Origin of the sequence: Actinophytocola sp. NPDC049390, from assembly GCF_044466355.1 — a bacterium.
In the GTDB taxonomy this organism is placed as follows: Bacteria; Actinomycetota; Actinomycetes; order Mycobacteriales; family Pseudonocardiaceae; genus Actinophytocola.
Window position 1 is genome coordinate 389,352 of the sequence record NZ_JBITMQ010000007.1, and the last position, 20,955, is coordinate 410,306.

A 20,955-nucleotide genomic window follows, 5' to 3' on the forward strand; every position below is an offset into this window, starting at 1 on the left:
ACCTACCCGCAGTTGGACTGCCCGACTCCAGTTTGCGGGCAGTCCGGCAGGCATGCGAGGAAAGGCTTACCGTGAAGGACTTCCTGCCCACAGCAGACAGTTCGATCGTGCGCGGTGCCCACGCTGGGGACGGTCCCGGCTACACCTTGGAAGCCATCGCCGTGCGGGTGTCCGCCGACATCACCCAGGCACGCCAGCACGGCGACATCCCGGCTCACACCCGCACCGTCGTCACTATCCTGCCCCGCCAGCGGACACTCGAGATCCGCGTCGAGGGCTTCGACACCATCCCGGACAAAACGACGACCCGAGCGGTGATGGCCGCACTCTTCGAGCTGGTGAGCAGCCACAACATCATTGCCCTCGACGCGGTGACACCACCGTTGTTCACCCAGCACATCCTGCTCGTCGACTCGTTCGGCCAGCCCTTCGCTGCTATGGTGGGTGCGGGTGTGGGTGAGCCGGAACCCGTTATGCCGCAATAGAAGCGGCCGGGCGGGTCGCCCCGGCGTAGTCGTCGCCGTTGTACCGGTACTTCTCGATCTGCACTGGTTGCCCGAACGTCGGCGCGTTGATCATCAGGCCGCCGCCGATATACAGACCGACGTGGTGGATGTTGCCGGGTGTGCCGTAGAAGACGAGGTCGCCCGGCAACAGCGGCTGCCCGGCCGGGACGCGCGGGCCCGCGTTGAACTGAGTCTGAGCGGTGCGCGGCAAAGTGACTCCGGCGGCGGCGTATGCGGCTTTGGTCAGGCCGGAGCAGTCGAAGCCCGCGTGCCCGCCGTCAGGCCCGTTGCCGCCCCACACGTAGGGCAGTCCTCGTTGTCCGCAGGCGTAGTTGATCGCGGCCAGGGTGATCGCGTTGGGGGCCTGGATGGCGTTGCAGTCGCCGTTGCCGACGCTGGTCGCGGCGGCTTCGGCGTATTTCCCGGCTTGTTCGAGGACGTCGTCGACGTACCAGTCGGCGTGGTTGTAGGCGAAGATCGCCGCGCGTAGGTCGCCCCGCCGTACTCCTTCGTCGCAGAGGAGGAAGCTGGCGGCGTGGATGGCGTCGTGCGGGTTGTATCGCGAGGGTGGTGAGGCACCGCCCGGCGGGATCTGGTGCGCGGCGATGACGTTGTTGAAGGTCGGGGCGAGGAACTGCATGGGCCCGCCGGCCCCGGCGGAATTCTCGCCCTCGTGGACACCGGGCAGTTTGGAGCGGCCGTGGTCGGTCTCGACCTTGCCGATGGCCGCGAGCACGGTCCAGTCCAGACCTGGGCAGTTCGGGGCGGCGGTGACGTAGAGCAGGCAGTAGTCGGGCGGGATGTCGGCGATCGGTTTGGTGCAGTCGACGGTGGTGTTCGACGAGCTGCCGAACAGCGCGTCCACCACCGCACTCACGCCCTGACCGAGCATGATCGGGATGAACAGCAGCACCGCGGCGGCGCCGATCGCGAGTTTGGCGAGCACGGCCTCACCTCCGTCCCGGCCGGCCCGCTCCCCGCGGTGCCGCGGGCGGCGGCATCGGCAAGGGCGGCGGGGACACCGGGAGCGGCGAGTCCGGCCCGAGCGCGGCCTCGCCGCTGGTGGTGACCGGTGGCGGGACGTGCGGCCAGGCGTCGACCAGCCCGGACAAGGCCCGCCGTCGAGCCCCGCTGGCCGCAACATCCAGCGGCAGCCAGACCTCGTCGGCTGGACTGGGGTGAGCGGCCTCGGGGTTGAGCAGCTCGGCCGCCGCGGTGGCGACCGGCACCGAGCGCGGATCGTCCAGCTCGCGCCAGGCCCGTGCCAGCAGCCGGCGCGCGGTCGCCTCACGGCGCGAGGTCGGCAACCAGACCAGCAGCGGGGTCGTAATACCGGTGGCCTGGGCGAGGGCGGCGTAGCCGGCCAGCTTCCCGGCGAGCTTGGCCAGGACCTCGGTGCCGAAGTCGTACTCGAGGAACCACTCGATCTGCCTGTCGCCGTCGCGCCAGCGGCCGTAGCCGTCGGGCTTGATCAGGTCGCCGAAGTGCTTGGCGCAGCGGGTCTCCGACCACCACGCCGCCAACGCCACCTGCTCGCCGGGGCGACGGTGGCGAGCGCGGTCGACGAGAGCGGTGAACCACTCGTTGACCCCGACGGTGTGTGCGAGCCGCAGGCTGTGGGCGACGCCGAATACGCGGTCGTGTCGGTAGCCCATCTCTTTGACGTCCAAGCCGTCCTCGGCGGCGAGCACGGCGGCTCCGGCGGGCGCCAGGACGTAGTGCATGGGGGCTGTGCCGACGGTGACGAACGGCTGGAACCGGTCCACGACGCCCCAGGTGTAGAGCTCGCGCAGCCGCATCCGCCCGGACCGGAACGACGGGAACGCGAGGGCGGTGATCTGGTGGGCGGTGAGAACCCGGTGCTCCCACAGCATCCGGGCGATCCACTTGTCGCGCGGGGTCAGCCGCCACGCCAGCACGGCCTGGTGCTCGGCGGTGTTCGCGGCACGCGGGTTGGGGCGGATGGGCTTGTGGCCGCGAAGGGCTCGCTGGCGGGTGGGGTTGGTGATCATGTGGCACCTCCGGGCGGGCAGGGCGAAGCCGCCCCGGCGTGGGCCGGGGCGAGATAGGCGGGTGAAAGGGGCGAAGGGTGAGCGGGTCGGTCAGCCGTTGCGGCGCGGATCAGCGCTGCGCGGGTGCACCACGGGCTCGATCCGGCTCGTGGGTCGAGGCGGGCGTGACGGTCCGCGCGGTGGTCGGGTGCCGTCCGTCTGCGTGGTACCGGCGGCCTTACCGGTGCGCGTCCGCGCCGCGTGGCGTGCCACGGCGCGGATTTCTCGAGCGCGGCCGGGGACGGCGGGCGGAAGCGGCTGGGTGCGCATGGTGAACGGCTGTGCTTCCTCGCCGTTCAGTACGAGCCGGACGGCGGCGTGGTAGACGCCGAGGTGCGCGAGGTCGTGGTCGGACAACCTTGGTGCGGTGTGCCGGGACAACTCGCGGGCGTCTTCTGGTGAGGCGTTGAAGAAGATCTTGCTGCGGGCGTTGGTGGACATGCCCTCGCGTAGTTCGCGGGGGAGTTGGCCGAGGTGCTGGTGGGCCAGCGTCATCGCGACGCGGAACCCGCGGGCTTCGGCGAGCATGTCCTCGATCGGGTACGGGAGGTTGAGGAAGTTATGACACTCGTCGATCACCAAGCTCGCGTCGCGACGCTGACGCTGCGGTACGCGGGCCCGGCCGGTGGTGGCCTGCCAGGTACGGGCGACCACCAGCGACCCGACCAGCCGGGTGGTCTCCTCACCCAGCGAGCCCTTGGGGATACGCACCAGGCAGATCCCGCCGTCGAGCACCTCGCTCATGTCCACTGTGGAGTGGCCGCCCGCGATGGCGTCGCGGACGAACGGCCGCAGCAGGAAAGCGCGGAGTTTGTTCATCAGCGGGCTGATGACCTGCGAGCGGGACGAGTCGGTTAGCTCCTCGTACCAGGCCCAGAAGCCGCGCAGGACGGGGTCGGTGATCCCGGCGGTGACCCGACTGCGGAACGCCTCCTCGGCTAGCAGCTTCGGCAGGTCTGCCAGGGTGGCGACGCCTTCCTGGGTGCGCAGGGTGAGGCAGGCGGCGCGCATCACGTCGTCGGTGCGCGGTCCCCAGAACGCCGAGTACACCCGGCGGAACACGCTGACGAGGTTGTCCACCGTCAGATCTGTCTCTCCGCCGTCAAGCGGGTTCAGGCAGGGCGGCCGGGACTTGCTGTCCGCGTCGAAGATCACCACACGGTCGGCTGAGGACTTGGGCAGACGCGAGAGGACATCGGTGACGAGATCGCCCTTGGGGTCAATCAGCACGATCCCGCGACCGGCCTCCGCATCGGCGAGGATCATGTTGCCCAGCAACGTCGACTTGCCCGAGCCGGTCGCGCCGATCACGTGCAAGTGATGCCGGGCGTCCGGCACCCACAGCGCGACCGGGCGCTGGTGACCGGTGTCGGTGACCCCGATCGGCTTGGCTTCCGGCCCCGGTGTGGCGACGCCGGGAGGAGGAGCGATCGCTTTGGCTCCGGCACGCTGGATACCGGGAATGGCCTCGTCGGTCGGCAAGTGCGCGATCGCCGCCAACTCCGCGACCGACAGCAAGTCCCCATGCCCGAGACGGCGGGAGTCGATCACCCTGCCGGGCCGGCGGATGCGGTGGCGGGTGTAGTGGTTGTGCTCGGTGTAGGAGGCGAAGCTCGCGGCCAGGGCGTGGGCCCGGCCGCGGGCGACATCCCGCGCCTGGCGGACCTCGCCCTCTGCCGCGTCGGTGGGCAGCAGGGTCGCCACGGCGTAGCGAACGACGGTCTCGAACTGGCTGCCGCGTTGTTTGGTCACGATGGCCCGGTTCTGCGCGGAGAATTCCAGCGAGGTTTGCGGGCCGCTGTGCAACGCGCCCGTCTTCGTCCACCCCGTCGCCGCCCGCCGCGAGCGGCCCGCCGTGGCTCCGGGGGTGACCGCGTCCAACAGGCGGCCCATCAGACGGATCGACCCGCCGGTGTGGACTCGCCGCGCGGCGCGGCGAGCGCGCTGGACGCGGCGGCCGGTGACCGGGCGGGCCAGGACCTGCACGCAGGCGTACTCGTCCCTGCTGAGTCCGACGGGTGCGCCGATGAGCGCGCGGATCGGGTCGGCGTCAAAGGTGCTGCGGATGGGCAGCGCCTCGGGGCGCGCGAGGCGCAGCTCGCCGCCGACCACCAGGCGGCGCTGTCCTGCGGCCGGGACGGGGAGCGGTGGTTGGGCGGGACCGACGCGGGTGTGCGCGCCGGGCCAGGCAGCCTCGATCGCGCGCTCAACCAGGCCGGGCGGGATGAGACCGGGCACCCACACGCGGATCGCGACCCCGGCCTCGGAGAAGGTGTACTCGCAGGCCACATGCGGCTGGCCGGTGAACCACCGCCGCCACGCCGGCCGCAGCAGCCCGACCAGGTTGGACCACAGTGCCGCCCCTCCCGCGGGATCCACGTTGGGTGGGGCGAGGACGGTGACCTGACGAGCATCCGCGAGCAGCCGTTCGTGGCAGCGCCGCGCCCACCACCGCCGGCCGACCACGACCGCGGCGGCGAGGACGGCGAGCACCGGGGCCGCGATGGGGCCCCAGTCCAGCGCGAGGTCGCGGAGCCGGTCCAGCATGGTGAGCAGGGCACCGCCGGGGTCGCGCAGGTAGTCCTCCAGCCACCCGGAAGCCAGAACGGACGATCGCGCGGAGCGGGCGTGGAAAGGCGCTTCTGGTGGCTGTTCGAGGGCAGCCGGTATCCAAGGCAGCATGACGGTGTCCTTCACGGGAAAGGCGCGAAGCGCGCGGAAAGTGGCGCGGAAAGGGCTCAGGCGGCGTCGAGGGTGATCTGGTCGTCCTCGCCGTCGGAGCCGAACTCGTCGCCCTCGGCGGGCTGTGTGAACTGGTCACCGAAGCCCAGGTCAACGAACCCGGCATCGTCCTCGTCGGTCGTTTCGGTCGTGTCGGCGTAGGCGGCGAGTTCGGCGGGGTTGCTCGTGACCAGGTAGTGCTCGGTTGGTGAGGCGATGCTCTGGAACGCGACTCTCTGCGTCCCAGCGGACAGCAGTCCCTGCCCCCGATCGGCCGACAGCAGGAAGGCGCGTTCCCCGGCGGACAGGTCGAAGGTCTGGGTGATTTCGTCGATCGCCTGCGATGCCTGGCGCAGCAGGATCTGAGTCGCTGCGTTCGCCACGACCGCCTTGCCGAGTTCGCTGCCGAGCACGTCGGCGGTGTCCTGGGTGGCGACGGTCAACCCGGCCCAGTGCTTGCGGGACGCCTTGGCCATGCGGAACAGGAACTCGGCGCCGGAGCGCTCCTTCATCAGCAGCCACGCCTCGTCCACCACGACCAGGCGCGGGCGGCGGATCGCCGGATTGGACACCCGCCGCCACACCGCATCGAGGACCAGCAGCGTGCCGATCCCCTTCAACTCGTCGGGTAGATCCCGGAGGCTGAACACCACGAGATGCCCCTCGGGGTTGACGCTGCTGGGCCCGTCGAACAACTGCTTGAACGCGCCTTCGACGAACGGGTGCAGCCTCGCGGCCAGCTCCGCGGCGGCCCGGTCGCCGGCCTGACCCGCATCCGCGAGTTGGTCCCGCAAGGTGCGCAGGGTCGGCGACGGGCGGGTCCAGGTGCGGGCGTCGGCGGTGATGCCCACGCTCTGGTAGGTCGCCGCGATCGCCCGGTCCAATGCCGCCCGTTCGGCCGCTGTCGGCTCGCCGCCGACGAGCACAGCGATCACCGTGTGCAGGAACAGGCTGCGCCGGACGAGGGCGTCTTTGGGGGCGGTGCGGCGGCCGTCGGCGCGGGTGTGGATGGGCAGGTCGAACGGGTTCAGGCGCACGCCGCGCGCGCCGAGGTGGACGTAGGTGCCGCCCACCGCGGCGGCCAATCGGGCGTACTCGTCCTCCGGATCGACCACGGCGATCTCGATGCCCCGGTACAGGCTGCGCAGCAGCTCCAGCTTCACCAGGTAGGACTTGCCCGCCCCGGACCGGCCGAGGATCACGGAGTTGTGGTTGTGCATCCCCTCGCCGAACCGGTCCCAGTGCACCAACCCCTGCGAGCCGACGTTGTAGCCGTAGAGCACACCGGACGGCGCGGCCACGCTGGTGGGGTCGGGCGCGGGCAGATCGGGTGAGGTGAACGGGAACGCCGCTGCCAACGCCGAGGTGTCGAAGGTGCGGCGCATCCCGATCAGGTCCAGCCCCATCGGCAACGTGGACACCCAGCCCTGCAGCGACCGGTAGGTGGTGTGCTTGGCGTCCAACAGCAAGCTGGCGCACAACGACCGCAGCGCGGCCACCTCATCCGCGAGAGCCTTCTCCGAGGCGGCGTGGATGGTCAGGTACAGCCCGACCCGGAACAGCTTCCCCTCTCCACGGGCAACACGCGAGGACAGGTCGTAGGCGTCCTCGGTGGCGGCCTCGACCTGCGGGTCGAACAGGCGGCCATGCTCGGCGGTGTGCCGCCGCCCAGCCTCGAGCTTCGCGAGTTGTTTCTTCAGCCGCGAGGCGGCAGTGGCCGGGTCGATCGGCTCCACATGCACGGCCACATCCAGGCGGCCGGGGTAGGTCAACAGCGGCGCGAGCCAGCCGGGATGCACCTCGCGCGGGAACCCGACCACGGCGAAGCTCGCGACCCACTCGCCGCCGACCTCCAGGTGCCGGGCACCCACGGATAGAGCATCGGGAGTGAACGCCGCAGCAGCCGGGGAGGCCGCCGGAGAGGTGGCGGGGCGGAGGTTGCCGCGGTTGCGTCGTGCACGGGAGGCCATCAGAACCGCCCCCTCTCATCCTGGTAGTCCTCGTAGTCCTGGTCGTGTCGGGTAGGCCCCCCGCATTGCTGCGGGGGAGCCCCCCTCAGAACCGGACGTGCACCTTTCGGCGCATCCGGCTCAAGCAGGTCCCAAGGACCGTGCGGAAGGGAGCTCCAGGGGGCCACGCTGACTGCCAGTTGCGTGGTGACTGTGGTGGCAGTCGGCGTGGATGAGCATGGGAGATTGCGCATGGTGTCCTCCGGTTGATCGGCAGATCAGGCTGTCCGTGGCGCGGGTGCGGTGTAGTGCCGTGAACCAATTCGCCCAGTCACGTACTGAGTCCGGTTCGTAGCCCGCGTCCGCGATGAGGTCCAGCCCGCAGAGTGGGCAGAGCCCTTTCTGTTTCGCAGCAAGGCTGACGTGGAATTGCCCGTCTGCCTGTGGGTGCCTGCGTTTCCGTGTCCGCGCGGCCCAGTAGTCCGTCAGGCTCGGGTCGTCTTTGGACGCCGTTCCCTTGACCGGGATGTGCCGTTGGATGACGGTCCACACGAACTTGTACAGGTACCGTCCACTGTGATGATCGCCGAACACCCAGTGGTCGTCGCGCCGGGAATGGAAGCGCCCGAAGTACCGGTCCTTGGTCCATGACCGGCTTTTCCGGGGATGCCGCCGCAGGGCCCATCTCCATGTCCTGTGCCACACGTAGTGGTCCAGGTCGGCGAAGGTTTTCTTGGCTACCGCACCGCGGTAGTAGGTGGCCCAGCCCTTGATCAAGGGGTTGAGACGCCGGATCAGGAGCTCCGTGGTCGGGCTCTGCTCGACGATCCGGCGGATGTTGTCCTTGACCCGTTTCACCGCCTCGGCGCTGGGTTTGATGAGCGTCTTCGGGCCGTACTTCCTCACGTTGAAGCCGAGGAAGTCGAAACCATCATCCAGCCGGGCGATTCGTGTCTTGTCCGGGTGGATGGTCAGCCCGCGTGGCTCCAGCCACTCGGCCAGATTCTCCTTGACCTGTTCGGCCTCGGTCTTCGAGGTGCAGAACACCACGAAGTCGTCGGCGTAGCGGACCAGGAGCGGCACTTGGGCCCTCTGCCTTTCGGTGAGGGTGTCCAGGTCGCCGATGGCGGTTCCCATGCCGTGCAAGGCGATGTTCAGCAGGAGCGGGCTGATGACCCCGCCCTGAGGCGTTCCCTCCTCCGTGGGCGCGAATCGCCCGTCCTGCATCACACCGGCTTTCAACCACCGGAGGATTGCCCCAGCTGCGGGGAACCCTCCGATGGCGCCCATCAGGCGGGTGTGGTCGATCCTGTCGAAAGCGCCGGCCAGATCCGCGTCGAGGACCCACGTGCGGCGAGTGTTGCTGCGCGCCGTGATCCGGAAGATCTTCTCGATCGCGTCGTGACAGCCGCGTCCAGGACGAAAACCGTAGTTCTTGCCCTCGAACCGCGCTTCCCATTCAGGTTCCAGGGCGTTCTTCACCCTGGCCTGCTGCGCCCGGTCCCGGACCGTCGGGATACCGAGCGGACGAGTTTTCCCACCAGCCTTCGGGATATGCACTCGCCGTACCGGCCTGACGTCGGTGGCGGGCTCGTCGGCGAGTGTCCTCGCCAACCTTCCCCGCTCCTGTGCCGTCAGAGCCCTCGCCCCGTCGATGCCGGGAGTACGGCGCCCTGCGCTCAACTGCGTGACTCGGCGAACACTCACGAGAGTGTTCGCGCGGGAGCGCAGCATGAGCTTCTGGAGATTCCGGACCTTCTTCAGGTCCCCTTCCTGCGCGGCCGTGAAGATCCGTTGCCTCAGTCGCCGTACGTCCCGCTCGACCTGCGCCCAGTTGATGCTGTGCCAGGCTTGCGCGTCGTCCGTGGCCTCGTTCAACGGAGGCACCGCCATGTCGGCTACCGCGTCCACGTTGTTCCCTTCCGTCGTCTAACTCGGCTGCTGGTAATGACTTCTGTGTGCTCGGTTGTCCTCACAGACCCACCAGACCCGCGTGGGCTCCCTTTCGGGCCCGGCCACCAGGGGCCGGTATCCGTCGGGTTATGCGCAGCGGCTGAGGTGCCGGGTGCTGCGGTTTCCCCTGGGCTTTCGCCCCAGCGGCATTCGCTTCTCGGGCCTTCCTGTTCCCGCAAGGGAGTTCTGCCGTGGTTGCCCGTGGCTTACCGAAACGCATCCGCTTCGGACCCTTACGGGGTTTCGCTGTTCCGCTCCTTCCAGATACGACCTGCGAGGACGTCCCCTATACCCCGGACCCGGTGGTGATCACGCCGTCCGATAGACGACTCGGACGGCCACGTGGGCTTCTCAACCCGGTGGGCCATTAACCGCCGATTGCTTGCCATGACGCGGTCTGACTATGACGAGGCTTCATCAGGGATTCACTGGTGTTCGTCCGTCAGGTCTTCTCCCCGCCCCGTGGCGCCGCCATGGCTCGGCAGTGCCCTCCGGGCTTTCCGGGAGGCTTCTCCCCACGCCGTTACCAGCGCAGTTCGCTCCCTGGGAGACCGGCTCAGTGATCACTTGGCCGGAGCGACAGTCCACCTCCTTCTTGTCGCCACTGGTTGGAGCGGCTTTTCAGCTCGCACCGTCCTCGTAGTCCCAGTCGTCCGCCGGGTCGGCGCTGTCCTCGTCGTGGCCGGGCGCCGGTGCGTTGAACTGGGCGAGGAACGTGCTGTGGTCGGTGTCTGTGTCGATGTCGTTGCCGGTCAGGTCCGAGCTGGAGCTGGTGGTGATGACCTCGTCCGCGCCAGCCAGCCCACCGGACGGAGGCAGCAGGCTGTCGGGATTGCAGGCCGAGGCCAGCACCGCCGTGGCCTGTCCAGCGTCGAGCGGGGTGACCACGATCCCGGCCGGAGACAGCAGCTCGATCGCCTCACCGAGGCGGCGCACCAGGCGTGACTCCGCCGCCCGGCGCATCCCGGTACTGATCTGCCCGTCTGCCTGCCTGCGGCGTTTGCCCGTCATCGACCGCAGCACCGCCACCGGGCCAGGCCCACCGAGCCCGTCGGTGGGGGCGGTGACCCCGAGTGGCTCGCGCAGCACGAGCAGCACCTGGCGGCGCAGCAGGTCGGACTGCTGGGCGAGCTGCACCAAGTAGTCGGCGTGCTCGAGCGCGGCGGCTTCCAAAGCGGGGTGTGGCAGCCCGCCCGCGCGCTCGCGCAGCTCGGCGATCTGGCCGGACAGGTCCAGCCGTTCGGTGCGCACGAGGACCTGGACCGGGGCGGTCAGCGAGTGCAGGTACCGGCCGAACGACGCGACCAGCGCCTCCTGTTCGTTCGGCGTTCTGAGCGCGAAGTTCACCGTCGAGGCGACCGCGACCACCGCCAAGCCGTCCGTACCGAGGTCGACCACCCCGGTCTCGGTGACCGCCTCGGCGGGCAGCCGCAGCGCCGACGGAGAGACCTGCTCGGGCTGCGGCGCGCGCCCTCGACGGCTGTTACTGCCGCGCTTGCGCTCGGTGTCCTGGTCGGCATTGGCGGTGAGCCAGGCCGGAGCTGGACGCACACCCTCGGGCGCGGCTACCCGGTGGCGCGGGGAGAGGCGCTGCCGGATCGCGGCGAGCAGCAGCTTGTCCATCGCGACGCCGTCACGCTTGCCCAAGGCGACCATCGCGGAGGCCGCGCCGACAGGGACAGCGAAGGCCAGGAACACCGGGATCGGCAGGAACGTGCGAGTTGCGAGCCAGACCAGGTACAGCGCGCCCCCGGCGGCGGCGAGGATAGCCAGTTGGCGCGCGGTCAGCGGGCCGAGCACGCGGTCGTGCATGTCGACATCGGCCGGTATACGCACGGGTGCGGTCATGACTTCTTACCTCCTGGCTTGGGACTCGGCCGTGCCGCCGGTGGCGGTGGTGAGCTGGAGCGCGATGGCTTCGGCAGGTCCAGTGGCAACCGCAATTGCCCGCCGGTACGCGGCGCAGGGCGAGAGGCCGCTGCGCGTGGCGGCGACGGAGTAGGGCCGGGTTTGGGTGCCGAAGTTCGCCGCACTCCCTCCAGCGGCAGTGGGTACTGGCCGCTGCGGGTCGGCCGGTTGCCCTTGTAGGGGTCGAACGGCAGCTCTGGCTGCACGACTCGGCTCCGCGTGGGCGACGGGGCTGGAGGCGGCGGACTCGTTGGGCGCGGCACGCGACGCACGCCGTCGAGTGGGAGTGGGTACTGGCCGCTGCGGGTCGGCCGGTTGCCCTTGTAGGGGTCGAACGGCAACTCCAGTTGCCTGCCGCGGCCTTTGCTGCTGGACGGTCGGCCGCCGGTGTCGGCCCCCGAGCCATGGACCGGAGGCGGAGTGGTGCGCTGGACGTCCAAGGGCAGCCGGTACTGCCCATCGCGGGCAAGGACCGGCTTGTTCTCCGGCCAGTCATCACCCAACGGCAGAGCCAGCTGACGGCCGTGCGCGGCCGACCGCTTCGGGCCAGGTTGGGAGGTCGGCTTCGGCTTGGACTTGCCTGTCGACCGGGTCCGGCGGACACCCGGCAGCGGCAGGATGTACTGGCCGTCCGCCGTGGTGTGCGGGTTGGCGTAGCCGTTGGACGGGTTGCTGCCGCTGCCGCCGCCCTTGCCGTTGCTGCCGCCCTTGCCGCCGCCACCTCGGCGGGGCGTGTGGCCCCCGCCGCGACCGCCCAGCAAGCCGAAGGTCTTGTAGGCGAGGTAGCCCCTGGCCAGCGACCCGATCAGGGACCGGCCGCCTCCACCGCGAATGGACGAGAGCACCCAGAACGGGATCTTGAACAGGATGTACATCAGTGCGAGGGCGACCAGCAGGTTGACCAAGCCGGACACGGTCGGGCCGAAGATGGTGAACCCGCCGGGAGCGAGGAACACCTTCATCGCGGTGATGAGCGTCAGGCTCTGCCCGACCTGGATCGCGAGGCAGCCGCCGTAGGCTTTCCACCACCAGTAGGCGATGCCCTCGGTCTGTGGCAGGGCGTGGAACATCAGCGCCAGCGGCGCCCCGGCGATGAGGATGATGGTCAGTGCGACGCGCACCACGTAAGTGATGAGCAGCGCGATGAGCATCCCCGCGAGGAAGATGCCGATGAAGATGATCCAGATGCCGCCGTTGAGCGAGCCGAGCACCAGGTTGCGCAGCGTCTCGCCTGCGGAGTTCGCGTCGACCCCGCCGCCCATGATCGCGGCGACGAGTGCGTTGGCGATCTGGATGCCCTTGGTCGCCACCCACAGCGACAGCGCGCCGGCGAGGAAGCCGACAACCAGGCGCGGTGTTAGCTCCTTGATGGAGTGCCGGGTCTGGACGGTCTGGTAGCCCATCGCGATGACCCCGGCGATGAGCACGAGCAGGCCGTAGGAGATCAGCAGGATCTGCCAGGAGTTGTCCCACAGCTCGCCCACCCGCGGCAGCGAGTCCGGCATCGGCGTGGTCAACAGCGTCTTGGACAGCAAGTCCAGTAGCGGGTTGAGCGCCTCGGTGACGATGCCCCGGAAGAAGCTGTTGATGGCCTCGGTGATGCAGGCACCGATGTCGGTGATCCCGCACTCGTCCTCGGGTTCCTCGCCCTGGCCGGGCTGTCCGGTGCCGGGGTTGGTCGGCGGTGGCGTGCTGGTGCCGGGCTGCGGGATGCAGCCCTCGCCCGTGCACGGCGGCGTCGACGGCGTGCTGGACTGGTTGAGGCACTCGTACTGAAGCGAGCCGGGGAAACATGTGACCGAGGTGGGCGGCCCGGTGGGGATGGGCAGCGGCAGCCCAGTCGGGGGTGGTGGTGTGGTGGTCGGGGTGGGCAGGGTGCAGATCGGCGGTGCCGCCGGGCCCGCGCACGGGTCGGGGTCGACGGTCGGGATCGGCAGCGGTTGTGCGGCGGCGGCCGGCACGATCGGCGAGCCCGAGTCCGGGCCGAGGGCCGCGGCGGCGAGGGTGCCGCCCAGCAGGACGACCAGGCTCACCGCCAGCGCAAGCAGCGCCCGGCCGCGCGTCATGCGGGGCAGCCGCACCGCGCGGCGGGCCCGCCGGGGGCTCGCGGCCGGAGGCGCGAGCATCTCCCGGTGGTCCGCCGACTCTGGCGTGCCCTGCGTGCTCGCCGCCGCGGTGTGCAGCGAGTCAACGGTGGGGCCGACCGATGTGCGGCGCGTGGTGGGCCTGATCGACGGGCGCATCGGTCAGGCCCCCACGATGCCCTTGAGCACGGTGACGACCAGCGGGGCGAGGGCGGCCAGGCCGTAGCCGATCCCGGCGGCTTTGAACGCCTCTTTGGCCTTCTCCTGCTCGCCGGGGTCGCCGCCGCCGAACACCCGGCGGACCCCGCCGATGGTGAGGAACACCGTCGCCAGCCCGGCGAGGATGCCCATCAGCCAGTTGCGGATGTTGGTCAGGACCTCGTCGACGCTGCCCGCGATCGCGAGCACGACGGTGTCCGCGTGCGCGGTCGCCCCGGACGCCAGCAACGCGAGCGCGACCAGCTCGGCGACCAGGAGTACGCGTCGGCAGATGCTCCGCCGACGACCGGTGGACGCGGCAGAGATCGGAGGTGTGGTGCTGTCACCGTCCTGTGGGCGCACTCCGGCGCAGCTCGTGACGTGGGCTCGCAAGACCGCCTCGCGGCGGCCGAGTGCGGGTCCGCGGTTGGGCCGCCGGCTAGCGGGACGACGGTCGGTGTGAGGACGGACAGGGGTTCGGGTCAGGCGCATCGCGACACTCCCGGAGTCGAGCCCGACAGCCGCTGCGGCTGGGCGGGCGAGGAGGTGGTGTGCGCGGGGGTGGCTGGTCTCCTCCCGCACCCCTGAACTCCGGAAAATCGGCCCTGCGGGGACACGCGATCGCTGACTTTCTTCGCCGCGTGCGTGCGCAGATCGGTCACGGTGTGTGACTGCTCGGTCATCCCGGCCGAGTGCTGGGCGGCTGCGGTGATGGTCACCGCGTCTGCTACCTGGGCGGCCAGATCGCGCTCGTTGCCATCGGCGTGTGCGGCGTCCGGGGCGTCGTCGAGCAAGTAGGCGACTAGGCGGCGTTCGGCGCGCTGGCGCGCCTTCTTCGCCGCCTGATAGGACAGGCCGCGCTCGGTCGCCGCGTCGGCCAGCGCGACACCTTCCAGGCGGGTCGCGCCGATCAGTTCCGCCTCGACGGCCGTGATCGCGCCCTCGGCGACCGCGCGGGCAAGGACGAAGTCGGGATGGCCCCACGGGGGCGGCGGCAGCGTCGAGCGGAACCCGTGCCCCGAAGGCACCGGCGCGTCGAGCGCCTCGCGCACGGCGGTATGCCCGGCGCGGTAGGCGGCCCACCGCAGCCGCAGCATGATGCGCGGCTTGCGCAGATCGACCTCGCCGAGCTCGGCGACGAACCCGGCCAGCACCGCGGCGTGGATGTCGCTCGGGTCGCCGGCGAACTTCGCCGACAGAGTGGCGGCGATGGAGGTCAGTGCGGGCAGCGCGACCCCCACCGCGCCGACGGTCCACACGCTGCCCTCGGTACGGGCGAGCAGGACCAGATGCGCCCACACCGCGTCCCGCAACGCCTGCGGGCAACGGCGACGCAGCAGCCGGTCGCGCACCTCGTTCAGCGGCACCCGTCGTGCCGGGAGGCCGGGGAACAACCGGCCGTCGACCGACACCGGATACGGCCCGGCGACCAGCCACTCGAACGCCGACCGGGCGGCATCCAACGGCATCGAATCGCGCTCAAAACCAGAGCGCGGAATGGCGTACTGCGAAGTCATGGAATGGCTCCTGAAGCGAGTCGAAATCAACGACTCGATCAGGACGCCACAGGGGGTAGCACCAAACTCTTACCAAACTGGCACAGAACTAGCACCAGCGAGGCACCGATGATCTTCGCAGATCATTCCGCGGTGATCCAGTGATCCACTTTGTGCCTGTTGTGGATCAAGAACGCAAGAAATCAAGATCAACTATGTGGTGACGGTAATACACTGCTACCTGCGAAAACAGGGGTGCGGTAATAGTTTGGTGACAGCTTGGTAAGAGCTGCAGTCAGGTCGCCACCCTCGGCAAACAGGCTGTCGACATCTGGCGCGAACCCGGCACTTATCCCGACTCTAGGCGCCAAGCTTTTTCCGCGTGCGCGCACGCGCATACGCACCTCTTCGCTTTTCAAACCCACCGCCAGATCGGAGAAAAAAGTCGGCGGTTACGTGTCCCCAAAGGGCCTGTATTTCGGAGTTCAGGGGTGTCATCAGCGCCTCACATCGCCAGGCGCACCCAGCCTGTGAAGGGGACACCCGTGACCCAACCCGACCACTCCCGCCGCCACTCGCCCCGGCGGCGCAGCACCTCCCGGACGGACTCCACCCACCCGGCTCCGCCGCGTCCTGGCCGTCGCCGGGGCGGGGATCGCCGGCCGTGGCCGACCGCCCCGACCACCACCCGCCGTAGCCCCGGCAAGCCCACCCCGGACACCACTCGCTCGCGGTCCCGCGGCTCGGCTTCGACCCCCACCCCGGCGACAGTCTGGACTGCCGGGCCCGCCCCGATCGACCTCAACGCCGCGTGGCCCCCAGCGCTCGTGGAGAAGATCGTTACCTCGTTCAGCAAGCCCGGCGCACGCGTCGTGCTGCTGGCCTGGCCGACCCCGAGCAACGACCGCCCGAGGCTCGCCGCGGTGGGCTCCGACGGCGTCATCGACCACGCCCCCGGAGCCGAGCCAGACCCCGAACTGGACGATGCCCTCCACGCCGTGGAACACCTCGACCGCACCGCGCGCGTCGAGCGCGTCCCCGTCGACTCGAACGCGACCGGTCCCGCCTCCCGCCCGTTCTGGGCTGACCTCATCGGCGACTCGAGTCCGGCTCCCGCAACCGTCCCGACAGCACCGGCGGCCCCCGTCGACCCGTCCCCATCGACCGGCCCGCTGGCGGCATCGGACAGCGCGGACCTCATCATCACGAGCCTGCGCCCAGAGCACTCCGGCGACTCCTCCGCCGACCTCGTGGCACTGTTCGCCGCCCGCCTGCTGAGCGTCGGCGGCATCCTCGTTGTGATCACGCACTGTGACTGGACGGCGGGTGAGCTGACCGACCCGACCGGGGCGGTGGTGACCGCCGGGCAGAACGCCGACCTGCTCTACCTCCAGCACATCGTCGCCGTGCACCTCCCGGTCCGCGACGGTCGCTTCCACCTCACCGACGAGCACCCGGACGGCAACACGAACGACGGCAGTGCTGGTGATCCCGAGGCCCGCGCGCGGCACCGCGCCGAGGTGCGCGGGCTGCCCGCCCCGCATCGGCGCATCCACTCCGACGTCCTGGTCTTCGCCCAGCCGCACGACCACCAGCCGCCGTCTCTCTCCCCGCCGAAGGGCACCGCCGAGAAGGACGGAGACCTCCGATGACCAGCGCCTCGAACTCCGCCTTCGCGCACCCCGGCCCGCATCGCCAGGAAGGCACGCCCGTGACGCACGATCCCGCCACCCGGCCCTCTGCCCCCACGCACGCCAACACCGTCGATGCCCCCGTGGACGGGGTGTCCGACGAGCCGACGCAGCGCATCCCGCAGGCGCTCATCGCCGCGCTCGACACCCCGCCCACCCCTGTGGACAACCCTGTGGATGACTCCGCGAAGACGGGGGCGCATGACGAGCGCTCGCAGCCGCCCGCAGTGTCGGTGTGGACGACCGCACAGGCGTCGCCGGCCGCGCAGCGCAAGAACAAGTACGTCGCCGAGTCGACGGCGCACCCGGCCAAGATGCTGCCCGAGGTCGTCCGGCACGCGGTCGCCCACTACACCCAGCCGGGCGAGTTGGTGCTCGACCCGATGTGCGGCATCGGCACCACCCTCGTCGAAGCCGTCCGCCTCGGCCGCCGCGCCCTCGGCGTGGAGTACGAACCCCACTGGGTGGAGGTTGCGAAAGCGAATCTCGACCTCGCGCGAGAGCAAGGCATCGACCACGACGCGCAGGTGTTCCATGGCGACGCCCGCCAACTCGTCACCCTGTTGCCGCCCGAGTACGTCGGGCAGGCAGCGCTGGTGGTGACCTCCCCGCCGTACGGGCCCTCTACACACGGGCAGGTATCGGTGGCGCCCGGTGAGGGGGTGCAGAAGTACCACCACCTCTACGGCAACACCCTCGACCGCGGCAACCTCGCGAACATCGGCCACCACCGCCTGCTGGCCGGGTTCACTCGCATCCTCGCCGCGCTGCGCACCTTCCTGCGGCCTGGGGGCTACATCGCCATCACCATCCGCCCTTGGCGCGAACATGCCGAGCTGATCGACCTGCCGTCGCAGATCCTCGCCTGTGGTCGCGCGGCCGGACTGATCCCGGTGGAGCGCGATGTCGCGCTGCTCGCGCGGGCCGCTGAGACCGATCTGGTGGCGCGCGGCAGCTTCTTCCAGCGCGACTTCATCCGCAAACAGCGCGAGTCAGGGCTGCCGCTGCACCTGATCGCCCACGAGGACGTGCTGGTGTTCCGCACCGCCCTGCACAAGACCGCCAGCGCGTCGTCGGCGAGGGTGACCGGCCTTCCACGGCGGCGCGGTTCAGCCGCCGGCGGCTCCCAATTGGCGGTGAACCGGAGTGGCGGCTCGAGCGCGGGGAGTCGGGCGGCATGACTCGCCTTGCCTCGCGCTCGTCACGCGCGCGGGCGGCGCGTCCGCTCGCGGTCGTCCCGGCTCCGGCATCGCCGCCGGAGCCGGGACGGCGGGCCCGACCGGTCGCCGAGTCCGGTCCGGTGGTGGGCTCGTTGTGTACCGGCTACGGCGGCCTGGACCTCGGCGTGCTGGCCGCGCTCGGCGGTGGTCGGATCGCGTGGGCCGCCGACCCCGATCCGCACATCCGGCTGATCCTCGACGCCCGGATGCCGGGCGTGCCGAACCTCGGCGATCTGCGCGCCATCGACTGGCATCAGGTGGAGCCGGTTGACGTGCTAGTTGCGGGGTTCCCATGTCAGGACATCTCCGCCGCGGGCAAGCGCGCGGGCATCGAGAAAGGAGCCCGCAGTGGCTTGTGGACCGACATCGTGGCGGGCGTTCGCGTACTACGACCCGCGCTCGTCGTGGTGGAGAACGTCGCCGCGCTTCGCTGGCGCAACGGAGGACTCCACCGTGTACTCGGCGACCTGGCCGAAGCGGGGTATGACGCGCTCTGGCGTAGCGTCCGCGCCGCCGATGTCGGAGCAGCCCATCGCCGGGAGAGGGTGTTCCTGCTCGCCTGGCTGCGCGTGCCCCGAAGCCGTCGGCGAAGTGGGGATGCTGCCCACGCCGACCGCACACGATGGCTCATCGAATGGCGTCAGCGCCACCAGCAGACAGGGCGGCCCGACGCTGCTGGACCAGTTGCGGCTGCTGCCGACCCCGACTGCCTCCGACGCGAAGAACTGCACACACCAGACACAGACCGGCGGGCCGTCGCTGCCCGACACCGCGCGACTGCTGCCGACGCCACGGGCCTCGGACACTGGGACGGCGGGGCGCAAAGCCGGACAGGGGTTCCGGCCGCCGCTGTCACAACAAGTGCTCCCTCTGGTGGACCCGCAGACGCTCCTCCCGACACCGCGCGCCACGGACGGGACGAAGGGCTGCCCGGCGCAACGCGGCTCCAAAGGCGACCTGATGCTGCCCTCGGCGGTCATCCGCCTGCTCACCCCACCGGTGAATACCCGCACCGAGCACACCGGGGCCGGCGGCACCTCGTAGCGGTTCCCGCCCCTGCCCCCGAGTCGCTCGTCGGGTCGGACGATCGGCCGTCGTCGGCGTCGGTGAACTGGGGTGTCTATGAGGCGGCGATCCGCCGCTGGGAGGCCGTGCTCGGCCGCCCGACGCCGCACCCGACCCAGCCCGGCAACCACGGCCGCCCGGTACTTGCGCCCGCGTTCGTGGAGCACCTCATGGGCCTCCCCGAAGGGTGGGTCACCGATCTCTCGCTGCCCCGCACCGCCCAGTTGCGGGCGCTGGGCAACGGCGTGGTTCCCCAGCAAGCCGCCTTCGCGGTGTCGCTGCTGTTGGACGACCTCGCCGCGCTTCTCCACACCGACCACCAGCCGGGGCGGGAGGTGGCTGCGGCATGACCACACGACATGCGACGGTGCCCGACCACGGGCCCGCGTTGCGACTGCTGTCTCTGGGCGCGGGGGTGCAGAGCACGACGGTGCTGCTCCTGGCGTGCGAAGGCGTCATCCCCCGCTTCGACGCAGCCCTGTTCGCGGACACGGGCTGGGAGCCACGAGCCGTCTACGCCAATCTCGAGCGGCTACGCGTGCACGCCGAGAAGGCCGGGATCCCGGTGCGCACCGTGTCGGCCGGGAACATCCGTGCCGACGCGCTCGACCCGAAGCACCGCTTCGTCTCCATGCCCCTGCACACGCTCAACCCGGACGGGTCTCGAGGGTTGGCTCGGCGCCAGTGCACGAGTGAGTACAAGATCGTTCCGCTGAAGAAGGCGGCGCGCGAGCTGCTGGGGTTTCCGCATCCGCGCCGGGTGCCGCGCGGGGTGTACGCGGAGCAGTCGATCGGCATCAGCATCGACGAGATCGGGCGCGCTCGAGACTCCGGGGTTCGGTTCCTGCGCAACGTGTTCCCGCTCCTCGATCTCGGCTTCGACCGCGCCCGGTGCGTGGAGTTCCTCGCCGAGCGGGGCTTCGGCCGGACGGTGAAGTCCGCCTGTGTCGCAATAACTTGCCCATTTCACGGCAACGCGGGGTGGCGCTGGCTCCGAGACAACGACCCGGACGGGTGGGCGGAGGCGGTCGAGTTCGACCGCGCCATCCGCCACGGCTACCCGCACGCAACCAAACAGGGACAGGAGTTGCGCGGGCAGTACTTCCTGCACCGCTCCTGCCAACCGCTGGACCAAGTCGACCTCGACACACCCGCGAGAGGCAAGCGGCATCTGCGGCTGATCACGGCCGAGACCGCACGGGACGAGGACGGCGATCCGGACGGCTGCTCGCCCTGGTCATGCCGCTCCGGCGAGCCGGTTACCGGCACCGAGACCGACACCCAGACCGAGGAGCGTGCGGCATGAGCACCGCGACGACGACGCCGGCCACGTCGGTCGCGGCAAGGCCGGTGTTCCGTTCGACAGTCTCGTGGCGCTCGGTGGTGGCCGGCGTGCTGGTGATGACCGGGTACCTGCTCTCGGTCGTCGCGGCCAACGTCGCCTCGGTCCACTGGCCGCCGCTGGCGATCGGTGGGCTGGTGGTGCCTGCGGGCACCTTGTTCGCCGGGGCGAGCTTGACCGCCCGCGACCTACTGCACGACGCGCTCGGCGTCCGCGGGGTGGCGGCAGGGATCCTGGCCGGCGCCGGCCTCTCCGCCTTGGTGGCCTCGCCGCAGATCGCGGTGGCCAGCGTCGTGGCATTCACCGCCTCCGAACTGGTGGACGCGGCCGTCTACTCCCGACTGCGCCATCGGTCGCGGCCGAGTGCGGTCGCGGTGTCGAACGCGGTCGGACTCGTGGTGGACAGCGTGCTGTTCGTGCCGCTGGCCTTCGGCACCGCAGCTGCTGTGCCCGGCCAGATCGTGGGTAAGACCACCGCCACGATCCTCACCCTCGCCGCGCTCCGCGCCGCATCCCTGCTCCGGCGGGCGGTGCGGCCATGAGGTTCTACCTCGGCACCCACCAACCCTCGTGGCTGGCCCGCGACCTCGGTGTGCCGCTGCTCGTCAGCCACCGGCGCCTAGCTGGTCGCCGCACCCTGCCACGCGCGAGCGGACGGTGGGCTTTGGACTCCGGCGGTTCTCCAGCCTGTCTGGAACCGTCTCATTGCTTCACCCAGATGCCAGTTCCGTTGTGGCTCGTTGGGCCTTCCGCAGTGGTTGTTGATCACGG

17 protein-coding genes and 1 pseudogene are annotated in these 20,955 nt (G+C 70.3%); 9 read left to right on the plus strand and 9 right to left on the minus strand.

What is annotated here, in order from left to right:
* Positions 1–71: 71 nt before the first annotated feature.
* On the plus strand, positions 72–485 hold the full coding sequence (locus tag ACIBVP_RS22330) for a hypothetical protein (RefSeq protein ID WP_396108138.1): 414 nt from the start codon (positions 72–74) through the stop codon (positions 483–485).
* Here ACIBVP_RS22330 and ACIBVP_RS22335 read toward each other — a convergent pair.
* The 4 genes from ACIBVP_RS22335 to ACIBVP_RS22350 all read right to left on the minus strand — a co-directional run bounded on the left by ACIBVP_RS22335 (position 472) and on the right by ACIBVP_RS22350 (position 7,248).
* Positions 472–1,398, minus strand: coding sequence for an NlpC/P60 family protein (locus ACIBVP_RS22335; RefSeq protein WP_396108174.1), 927 nt, complete (start codon positions 1,396–1,398; stop codon positions 472–474). The two genes, ACIBVP_RS22330 and ACIBVP_RS22335, sit on opposite strands and share 14 nt — an antisense overlap.
* 58 nt (positions 1,399–1,456) lie before the next feature.
* Entirely contained in the window at positions 1,457–2,518 is a 1,062-nt protein-coding gene (locus ACIBVP_RS22340; RefSeq protein ID WP_396108139.1) for a replication-relaxation family protein, read from the minus strand.
* Between the two features lie 90 nt (positions 2,519–2,608).
* Positions 2,609–5,239 (minus strand): helicase HerA domain-containing protein, encoded by a 2,631-nt coding sequence (locus ACIBVP_RS22345; RefSeq protein WP_396108140.1) that lies wholly within the window; start codon positions 5,237–5,239, stop codon positions 2,609–2,611.
* A gap of 56 nt (positions 5,240–5,295) precedes the next feature.
* Positions 5,296–7,248, minus strand: a complete 1,953-nt coding sequence (locus ACIBVP_RS22350) for a VirB4 family type IV secretion system protein (RefSeq protein ID WP_396108141.1) — start codon at positions 7,246–7,248, stop codon at positions 5,296–5,298.
* Between ACIBVP_RS22350 and ACIBVP_RS22355 the strand changes: the two genes are divergently transcribed.
* A complete protein-coding gene (locus ACIBVP_RS22355; RefSeq protein ID WP_396108142.1) occupies positions 7,233–7,463 on the plus strand; it encodes a hypothetical protein in 231 nt (76 codons plus the stop codon). The two genes, ACIBVP_RS22350 and ACIBVP_RS22355, sit on opposite strands and share 16 nt — an antisense overlap.
* Here the strand turns inward: ACIBVP_RS22355 and ltrA are convergent.
* From ltrA to ACIBVP_RS22380, 5 genes are all read right to left on the minus strand, one after another.
* On the minus strand, positions 7,369–9,138 hold the full coding sequence (gene ltrA, locus ACIBVP_RS22360) for a group II intron reverse transcriptase/maturase (RefSeq protein WP_396108143.1): 1,770 nt from the start codon (positions 9,136–9,138) through the stop codon (positions 7,369–7,371). The genes ACIBVP_RS22355 and ltrA overlap by 95 nt on opposite strands.
* Positions 9,139–9,801: 663 nt before the next feature.
* Positions 9,802–11,028 (minus strand): PrgI family protein, encoded by a 1,227-nt coding sequence (locus ACIBVP_RS22365; RefSeq protein ID WP_396108144.1) that lies wholly within the window; start codon positions 11,026–11,028, stop codon positions 9,802–9,804.
* Positions 11,025–13,331, minus strand: a complete 2,307-nt coding sequence (locus ACIBVP_RS22370; RefSeq protein ID WP_396108146.1) for a hypothetical protein — start codon at positions 13,329–13,331, stop codon at positions 11,025–11,027. Before ACIBVP_RS22370 ends, ACIBVP_RS22365 begins: the two co-directional genes overlap by 4 nt.
* Positions 13,332–13,334: 3 nt before the next feature.
* Complete coding sequence (locus tag ACIBVP_RS22375) at positions 13,335–13,697, minus strand: pilin (protein ID WP_396108175.1); 363 nt, start codon at positions 13,695–13,697, stop codon at positions 13,335–13,337.
* 155 nt (positions 13,698–13,852) lie between these two features.
* Positions 13,853–14,839, minus strand: coding sequence for a hypothetical protein (locus tag ACIBVP_RS22380; RefSeq protein WP_396108147.1), 987 nt, complete (start codon positions 14,837–14,839; stop codon positions 13,853–13,855).
* An 854-nt stretch (positions 14,840–15,693) separates the two neighbouring features.
* On the opposite strand from ACIBVP_RS22380, the gene ACIBVP_RS22385 reads away from it, so the two are divergent.
* From ACIBVP_RS22385 to ACIBVP_RS22415, 7 genes and pseudogenes are all read left to right on the plus strand, one after another.
* The gene (locus tag ACIBVP_RS22385) at positions 15,694–16,518 is read left to right on the plus strand and encodes a hypothetical protein (protein WP_396108148.1); all 825 of its coding nucleotides are present in this window, start codon (positions 15,694–15,696) and stop codon (positions 16,516–16,518) included.
* A complete protein-coding gene (locus ACIBVP_RS22390) occupies positions 16,515–17,738 on the plus strand; it encodes a TRM11 family SAM-dependent methyltransferase (protein ID WP_396108149.1) in 1,224 nt (407 codons plus the stop codon). Before ACIBVP_RS22385 ends, ACIBVP_RS22390 begins: the two co-directional genes overlap by 4 nt.
* Positions 17,735–18,280 (plus strand): annotated as a pseudogene (locus tag ACIBVP_RS22395) (DNA cytosine methyltransferase); the annotation flags it as partial. The gene ACIBVP_RS22390 and the pseudogene ACIBVP_RS22395, both read left to right, overlap by 4 nt.
* 94 nt (positions 18,281–18,374) lie before the next feature.
* Positions 18,375–18,821, plus strand: coding sequence for a hypothetical protein (locus ACIBVP_RS22400; protein WP_396108176.1), 447 nt, complete (start codon positions 18,375–18,377; stop codon positions 18,819–18,821).
* A gap of 62 nt (positions 18,822–18,883) precedes the next feature.
* On the plus strand, positions 18,884–19,192 hold the full coding sequence (locus ACIBVP_RS22405) for a hypothetical protein (RefSeq protein WP_396108177.1): 309 nt from the start codon (positions 18,884–18,886) through the stop codon (positions 19,190–19,192).
* Complete coding sequence (locus ACIBVP_RS22410; RefSeq protein WP_396108150.1) at positions 19,189–20,148, plus strand: hypothetical protein; 960 nt, start codon at positions 19,189–19,191, stop codon at positions 20,146–20,148. The genes ACIBVP_RS22405 and ACIBVP_RS22410 overlap by 4 nt, the downstream gene beginning before the upstream one ends.
* The gene (locus ACIBVP_RS22415) at positions 20,145–20,726 is read left to right on the plus strand and encodes a VUT family protein (protein WP_396108151.1); all 582 of its coding nucleotides are present in this window, start codon (positions 20,145–20,147) and stop codon (positions 20,724–20,726) included. The genes ACIBVP_RS22410 and ACIBVP_RS22415 overlap by 4 nt, the downstream gene beginning before the upstream one ends.
* Positions 20,727–20,955 lie beyond the last annotated feature (229 nt).